Raw genomic sequence first — 3,621 nt, 5'->3', positions numbered from 1 at the left:
CCGCATCGTCACCGGCCGGTTCGTATACTCGACCGGCCACTGACTCCGGGGAGAAGGCGCCGATGACGGCACACGCGATCGGGCGCGGGTTCGCGCTCGCGGCAGTTCTGACGACCCTGCCGGTGACGGCCTGGGAGCTGCGCCCGGCCGGCAAGGACCCGCTGAGCGGCCAGACGCGCTGCCTGCTGGTCGAGGAACCGCTCACCATCAACGACGGCTACGGCGAAACCCGTATCGACATCCTGTTCAACGGCGAGGCATTAATAGTCGTCACCGATTCCGAGATCGACGCCGGCTTCAACGACCTGGCGCTGAGCGTCGCGATCGAGCGCCGGCCGCCGGCGCGCGGGCAGAAAATCGTCGAGCCCCCACCGTCTCCACGCTTCGTTCCCGCGCGTATCGAGAACAAGAAGACGCTGGTGTTCACGGACGCACCGGCGATCGAGGATGCCTTCAAGGCCGGCAGCACCGCGAGCTTCGCGCTGCGCTTCTGGCCGCTGTGGCCCTCGGTCGGCTCGATCCCGGTCGAGGTCAGTCTCAAGGGCTTCACGAAGGTGGCCGAGGAATTTTCCCGCTGCACCGGCCAGCCCGCCGCCGGCACCACCCGCTGACAGGGGGACGAACACCGATGGGCCTGCGTACCAAATTCAACCTGGTGCTGATCCTGAGCTTCGGCATCGGCATCGGTCTTTCCGGCTACCTCGCCTACGGGCTGCTGCGCGAAAACGCCCGCGAGGAAGTCCTGCAGAACGCGCGGATCATGGTCGAGGGCGCGCTCGCGATCCGCGGCTACACCTCGCGCGAGATCCAGCCGCTGCTGACGCTGCCGATGAAGCGCCAGTTCCTGCCGCAGACCGTGTCCTCGTACGCCGCGCAGACCAACTTCCGCACGCTGCGCGAGCACTTCCCCGAGTACACGTACAAGGAAGCGGCGCTGAACCCGACCAACCTCAACGACCGCGCGGCCGACTGGGAAGCCGACATCATCCGCGAGTTCCGCAACAACGCCGAACGCAAGGAGATCATCACCGAGCGCGAAACGCCGACCGGCCGCGTGCTGACGCTCGCCCGGCCGCTGAAGGTCGGCAGCCCCGCCTGCCTGACCTGCCACAGCACGCCCGACGCCGCCCCGGACACGATGAAGGCCGTCTACGGCACCGCCAACGGCTTCGGCTGGCAGCTCAACGAGATCGTCGGCGCGCAGATCGTCTCGATCCCGATGGCGGTGCCGCTCGATCGCGCCGAGAAAGTCTTTCACACCTTCCTCGCCGGCCTCGGTGCGATCTTCCTGCTGCTGCTGGTGCTGCTGAACCTGCTGCTGCACTTCGCCGTCATCCGCCGCGTACGCCGCATCGCGACCATGGCCGACAAGGTCAGCCTCGGCGAGGAGGACGTGCCGGAACTCGATGCCCGCGGCAGCGATGAAATCGCCAGGCTCGCGGCCTCGTTCACGCGCATGCGCCGCAGCCTCGAAAACGCGATGCGGCTGCTGGGCGAATGACGCGAATCCCGCCTCGAAAGAGGGATACTGCCGATGTCAGCCGCCGCCGGATACGAAGCTTATGACGGAACCTGCCTCACCCCGCTGCCGGCGGCGGACCTGCCTGCCCCGCCGCCCCGTCGCACGCGCCGGCGTCCGCTCGTCGGAGGCACGACCGTGAGCACGATGCCCGTCACCATCGGCAAGTACCGCATCGAGTCGGTGCTCGGGCATGGTGCGATGGGGGTCGTCTACCGCGGCCACGATCCGGTGCTCGATCGCACGGTCGCGATCAAGACCATCCGTGCCGAACTGCTCGCCGCCGGCGACGACGGCTTCGAGGACGATGACTGGCACGCGCGCTTCCGCCACGAGGCGCGCGCCGCCGCGCGCTGCACGCACCCGAACATCGTCACGATCTACGACTTCGGCGAGACGCCGGACGGTTCGCCGTATCTGGTCATGGAGTTCGTCGAGGGCCGCGAGCTGCGCCGCCACCTCGGCGAGGGCCGCCAGTTCGACCTGCCGGCGGCGGCGCTGATCCTGCGCCAGATCCTGCGCGCGCTCGACTGCGCGCACCTGCTCGGCATCGTGCATCGCGACATCAAGCCGGCCAACGTCATCCTGCTCGCCGACGGCATGGTCAAGGTCACCGACTTCGGCATCGCGCGCCTGAGCGGCGGCACCGGCCTGACCCAGACCGGCGCGATGGTCGGCACGCCGAACTACATGTCGCCCGAGCAGTTCACCGGCGGCACGCTCGACCGGCGCGCCGATCTCTACGCCTGCGCGGTGATCGCCTACGAGCTGCTGACCGGCCAGCGGCCGTATCCGGGTCCGACGCCGCCGGCGCTGCTGCACCAGATCCTGAACACGACGCCGCCGCGCCCGAGCGCGCTGCGCCCCAGCCTGCCGGCGGCGCTCGATGCCGTGCTGCTGCGCGGCCTGGCCCGCGACCCGGGCGCACGCTTTGCCGATGCCTGCGAATTCCAGCGCGCGCTCGATGCCGCGCTCGCCCCGGCCCTCGCGCCGGTGCCGATCCACCACCATCCGGAGCCCGGCACCGTCGTGATGCCGGCACCGCTGACGCTCAGCGACGCCGAGCTGCACGAGGCCGAAACCACGCTGGCGACGCACATCGGTCCGCTCGCGCGCGTGCTGGTGCGCCGCGCCGCCGCCTCGGCGCACTCGCGCGATGCCTGGCTCGAAGAGATCGCCCGCAACATCAGCGACGATGACGAGCGCCGGCGCTTCCTGCGCCGGCTGCGCCGCGGCGAACCGACCGGCTACACGCAGTACGGCACCACCGCGCATACCGCCCACACCGGTCACGTCGGCCACGCCGGCGGCAACGCCGCACCGACCGCCGCTTCCGGCTACGGCAGCAGCGGTTCGGTGACGACGGTGCTACGCGTCGACGCGGCCACACTCGCCACCGCGCAGCAGGCGCTGACGCAGGCGATCGGGCCGATCGCGCGCGTGCTGGTGCGCCAGACGGCACCGCTGGCGCAGGACGCCGCCGACCTGTACCGGCGCCTCGCCGAGCGCATCGACGACGCCGACGCACGCCGGCGCTTCCTCGCCACCCGCCCGCACTGAGACCGGCGCCCGGGCGGGCGGGCGACGCGCATGTCCGCGGCGCATCCGTCCCGCGAGCCTTCGCGCCCCATCTGCCGCGTCCCTCCCGCTTTCTTCCGCTTCCTCCCCCGGTTCATCCGCCGTCGCAGGGCCGCAGCGCCTGCATGTCCGGCATGCAGCGATCGGCGCACGGGCGCGCTGTTGCAGCGCAGTACACTGCCCGGCAACCCGCCCCTGCCCACGGACTGTACTGCTGCGATGTCCTCCTCCCCCGCTCCTGCCGCAGTCCTCGCCGAGCCGCCGCTGCGCTCGCTGGCGGCGTTCCGGCACTTCTGGCTGACGCGCGTCTGCACCACGATTGCCTATCAGATGATCGGCGTCGCGGTCGGCTGGCGCGTCTACGAGCTGACCGGCAGCGCGCTGGCGCTCGGGCTGATCGGGCTCGCGCAGTTCCTGCCGGCGCTGCTGCTGGTGCTGCCGGCCGGGCAGATCGCCGACCGTCACGACCGGCGGCAGGTCGCGGCCCGGGCGCAGCGCGTGTCGGCGCTCGCCGCGGCGCTGCT

At 71.0% G+C, this 3,621-nt stretch carries 4 protein-coding genes; all 4 read left to right on the top strand.

Annotated elements, in window-relative coordinates; all coding sequences use genetic code 11:
- Positions 1-611, top strand: a 611-nt coding sequence (locus PKE44_RS16520; RefSeq protein WP_324553395.1) for a hypothetical protein, incomplete at its 5' end; no start/stop codon positions are given.
- A 17-nt stretch (positions 612-628) separates the two neighbouring features.
- Complete coding sequence (locus PKE44_RS16515; RefSeq protein WP_324553392.1) at positions 629-1,501, top strand: DUF3365 domain-containing protein; 873 nt, start codon at positions 629-631, stop codon at positions 1,499-1,501.
- Between the two features lie 165 nt (positions 1,502-1,666).
- Complete coding sequence (locus PKE44_RS16510) at positions 1,667-3,079, top strand: serine/threonine-protein kinase (RefSeq protein WP_324553398.1); 1,413 nt, start codon at positions 1,667-1,669, stop codon at positions 3,077-3,079.
- 237 nt (positions 3,080-3,316) lie between these two features.
- Positions 3,317-3,621, top strand: a 305-nt coding sequence (locus PKE44_RS16505) for an MFS transporter (RefSeq protein WP_324553389.1), incomplete at its 3' end; no start/stop codon positions are given.

It is taken from the genome of Plasticicumulans sp., from assembly GCF_035331805.1.
Taxonomy (GTDB): Bacteria; Pseudomonadota; Gammaproteobacteria; order Competibacterales; family Competibacteraceae; genus Plasticicumulans.
The sequence above is the reverse complement of the archived record's forward strand: the minus strand, read 5'-3'. Positions and strand labels throughout refer to the sequence as shown.

What these genes read in the sequence shown, in the direction of transcription:
- PKE44_RS16515 (WP_324553392.1), top strand. Translation starts at nt 629, where the DNA reads ATGGGCCTGCGTACCAAATTCAACCTGGTGCTGATCCTGAGCTTCGGC.
- PKE44_RS16510 (WP_324553398.1), top strand. Translation starts at nt 1,667, where the DNA reads ATGCCCGTCACCATCGGCAAGTACCGCATCGAGTCGGTGCTCGGGCAT.